Source organism: Actinoplanes sp. NPDC048791, from assembly GCF_040650095.1.
Classification (GTDB): domain Bacteria; phylum Actinomycetota; class Actinomycetes; order Mycobacteriales; family Micromonosporaceae; genus Actinoplanes.
This window is the reverse complement of sequence record NZ_JBEZGQ010000885.1, coordinates 1-3,477: the sequence shown is the minus strand read 5'-3', so window position 1 is coordinate 3,477 and position 3,477 is coordinate 1. Positions and strand designations below refer to the sequence as shown.

3 protein-coding genes are annotated in these 3,477 nt (G+C 71.3%); 1 reads left to right on the top strand and 2 read right to left on the bottom strand.

The window, feature by feature from the left end:
• Positions 1-1,300 (bottom strand): 1-deoxy-D-xylulose-5-phosphate synthase (gene dxs, locus AB0C29_RS39070; protein ID WP_360831603.1); only part of this gene is annotated, 1,300 nt, incomplete at its 3' end.
• 126 nt (positions 1,301-1,426) lie between these two features.
• Here dxs and AB0C29_RS39065 point away from each other — a divergent pair.
• Positions 1,427-2,797, top strand: a complete 1,371-nt coding sequence (locus tag AB0C29_RS39065; RefSeq protein ID WP_360831600.1) for a cation:dicarboxylate symporter family transporter — start codon at positions 1,427-1,429, stop codon at positions 2,795-2,797.
• 1 nt (position 2,798) lies between these two features.
• Here AB0C29_RS39065 and AB0C29_RS39060 read toward each other — a convergent pair.
• Positions 2,799-3,477 (bottom strand): RsmD family RNA methyltransferase (locus AB0C29_RS39060; RefSeq protein ID WP_360831597.1); only part of this gene is annotated, 679 nt, incomplete at its 5' end.

Here is a 3,477-nt window from a genome sequence, read left to right as displayed (position 1 = left end):
GGCCGTCCGGGCCGGTGATGCCGGCCCGGTCCAGCACGATCGTCACCGGCAGCCCGTGCATCGCCACGTCCAGCAGGACCTGGTCGAAGGCGCGGTTGAGGAACGTCGCGTAGACGGCGACCACCGGGTGCAGGCCACCCATGGCGAGGCCGGCCGCGGAGGTGACCGCGTGCTGCTCGGCGATGCCGACGTCGTAGGTGCGCTCGGGATACTTCTTCTGCAGGGCGGCGATGCCGGTCGGCTCGGCCATCGCGGCGGTGATGCCCACGATGTCGGGCCGCTCGTCGGCGATCGCGACGAGCTCGTCGGCGAAGACGTTCGTCCACTTCACCGAGGGGGCAGCGAGCAGCTTGCCGGTCTCGACGCTGAACGCGCCGGGACCGTGCAGGCAGTCGGCCTCGTCGTCCTCGGCCGGGCGGTAGCCGTAGCCCTTGCGGGTCACCGAGTGCACGATGACCGGGGCGTTGAAGCCCTTGGCCCGGCGCAGCGCCGACTCCATGGCCTGCACGTCGTGCCCGTCGACCGGCCCGATGTACTTGATGCCGAGGTCCTCGAACATCGGCTGCGGGCTGACCGCGTCCTTGATGCCCTTCTTGACCGCGTGCAGCACCTCGTAGACCGGCTTGCCGACCACCGGGGTCGAGCCCAGCGCGTCCTTGACCAGGTCGAGGACCCGCTCGTAGCCGGGGTTGAGGCGCAGCGTGGAGAGATGGTCGGCCAGGCCGCCGATGGTCGGCGCGTACGAGCGGCCGTTGTCGTTGACGATGATGACCAGGCGGTTCTTCGCCGAGGCGATGTTGTTGAGCGCCTCCCAGCACATGCCGCCGGTGAGCGCGCCGTCGCCGACCAGGGCCACCACGTGCCGGTCCTCGCCGCGCAGCGTGAACGCCTTGGAGAGGCCGTCCGCGTACGACAGCGCGGTGGAGGCGTGCGAATTCTCGATCAGGTCGTGCTCGCTCTCGGCCTGGCTCGGGTAGCCGGAGAGGCCGCCGCGCTGGCGCAGCCGGTCGAAGCCGTCCTGCCGGCCGGTCAGCATCTTGTGCACGTACGCCTGGTGGCCGGTGTCGAACAGCACCCGGTCGCGCGGCGAGTCGAAGACCCGGTGCAGGGCGAGCGTGGTCTCCACGACGCCGAGGTTGGGGCCGAGGTGGCCGCCGGTGCGGGAGACCTTGGCGACCAGGAAGTCGCGGATCTCCGCGGCGAGCACAGTCAGCTGATCGGGATCGAGGCGCTTGAGATCGCCGGGGGTCTTGATGCCCGGAAGGATGCCGGCCGTCGTCTGATCACTGCGCTCGCTCATGACGAGTCAGTCTATCGGCGGATCGCCCGCGCGCATCCGGCGCAAACGGTCACAGAGACGTCCTCCACAAAACCTGCACAAGCGGCTCGTGGTGACTCAGATCACGATCTCCGGTAGGAAGGAGCCATGACCGTCGATGCAGCCAGCCCTCCGCGGCGTCGCGACCGCAGCCACATCCTCTACATCTCCGTGCTGGTGGCGATGGCCCTGGGCATCGCGGTCGGCTTCCTCTTCCCCGAGCTCGGCAAGGACCTGCGCCCCCTGGGCACCGGCTTCGTCGCGCTGATCCAGATGATGATCGCGCCGGTGATCTTCTGCACGATCGTGCTGGGGGTCGGCTCGATCCGCAAGGCGGCCCAGGTCGGCAAGGTCGGCGGGCTGGCCCTGGGGTACTTCCTGATCATGTCCACGGTGGCGCTGGCCATCGGCCTGGTGGTGGGCAACATCCTGCACCCCGGCGCCGGGCTGAACCTCAGCCAGGAGCTCGCCGAGACCGGTGCCGCCCAGGTCAGCGGCGAGGCCGAGTCCGGCGTCGAGTTCGTGCTCGGCATCATCCCGCCCTCGCTGCTCAACGCCATCGCCACCCGGGAGATCCTGCAGACCCTGCTGGTCGCCCTGCTGGTGGGCTTCGCCGTGCAGTCGATGGGCGCGCGCGGCGAGCCGATCATCCGGGCCGTCTCGGTCTTCCAGCGGCTGGTCTTCAAGATCCTCGCCATGGTGATGTGGCTGGCCCCGATCGGCGCGTTCGGCGCGATGGCCGCCGTGGTCGGGGCGACCGGCGTCGACGCCCTCAAGAGCCTGGCCGGCATCATGATCGGCTTCTACGTGACCTGCGCGCTCTTCGTGTTCGTGGTCCTCGGGCTGCTGCTCCGGCTGGTCGCGCACATGTCGATCTTCAAGCTGCTGCGCTACCTGGCCCGCGAGTTCCTGCTCATCCTGTCCACCTCGTCGTCGGAGTCGGCGCTGCCCCGGCTGATCGCCAAGATGGGCCACCTGGGCGTCAGCCGCCCGGTGGTCGGCATCGTGGTGCCGACCGGCTACTCGTTCAACCTCGACGGCACCGCGATCTACCTGACCATGGCCTCCCTGTTCATCGCCGACGCGCTGGACAACCCGCTGTCGGTCGGCGAGCAGATCTCCCTGCTGCTGTTCATGATCCTGGCCTCCAAGGGCGCCGCCGGGGTCACCGGCGCGGGCCTGGCCACCCTGGCCGGCGGCCTGCAGAGCCACCGCCCGGACCTGGTGCCCGGCGTGGGGCTGATCGTCGGCATCGACCGGCTGATGTCCGAGGCCCGCGCGCTGACCAACTTCGCCGGCAACGCGGTCGCCACCGTGCTGGTCGGCACCTGGACCAAGGAGATCGACCAGGACCAGGCCCGGGCGGTGCTGTCCGGCGAGGCCCCGTTCGACGAGACCACCTACGACGACGATCCGCACGACACCCACGAGCCCCGCGACGACGAGCGCGCGGCCGAGCCGGCCGCCGAGCGGCCCTAGGCTAGGCCGCTGCGGGCACCAGCAGGGCGACGCACTCGATGTGCTGGGTCATCGGGAAGCAGTCGTACGCCCGCAGCTCGGCCAGCTGCCACCCCTCGGCGGCGAAGGTCTGCACGTCCCGGGACAGCGCGGCCGGGTCGCACGCCACATAGGCCACCGCACGCGGGCCGGCCGCCGTGATCGCCCGGACCACCTTCGCACCCGCGCCGGTCCGGGGCGGGTCCAGCACCACCAGGTCGACCGGACCGGTGACCCGGCGCCGGGCCAGGGCCACGTCCACCTTGGCCGACACCACCTCGACACCGGTGAGGTCGGCCAGGTTGGTGCGGGCCGCCGCCACTCCCACCGCCGCCGACTCGACGACCGTGGTGTGGGCCCGGGTGCGCTCGGCCAGTGCGGCGGCGAACAGGCCGGCACCGCCGTACAGGTCCCAGGAGATCTCGCCCGCGGCCGGCTGGAGCATCTCCAGCACCGCGCCCACCAGGGTGTCCGCGGCCGCGGGATGCACCTGCCAGAAGCCCTCTGGCGGCACCCGCCACTCCCGGCCGGCGGCCAGCTCACGCACCTCGGCCGGGCCCTCGATGAGCACCGGGGCACTGCCGGTGTGCTCGTCGAGCAGCGAGTCGCCGACCGGCACGGGCTCGGGCGCGGCGACCGTGCCGTTGCCGCCCGGCGTGCGG

Bases quoted from the DNA above. Each gene is read 5' to 3' on its own strand.
- AB0C29_RS39065 (WP_360831600.1), top strand. From the start codon at position 1,427: ATGACCGTCGATGCAGCCAGCCCTCCGCGGCGTCGCGACCGCAGCCAC.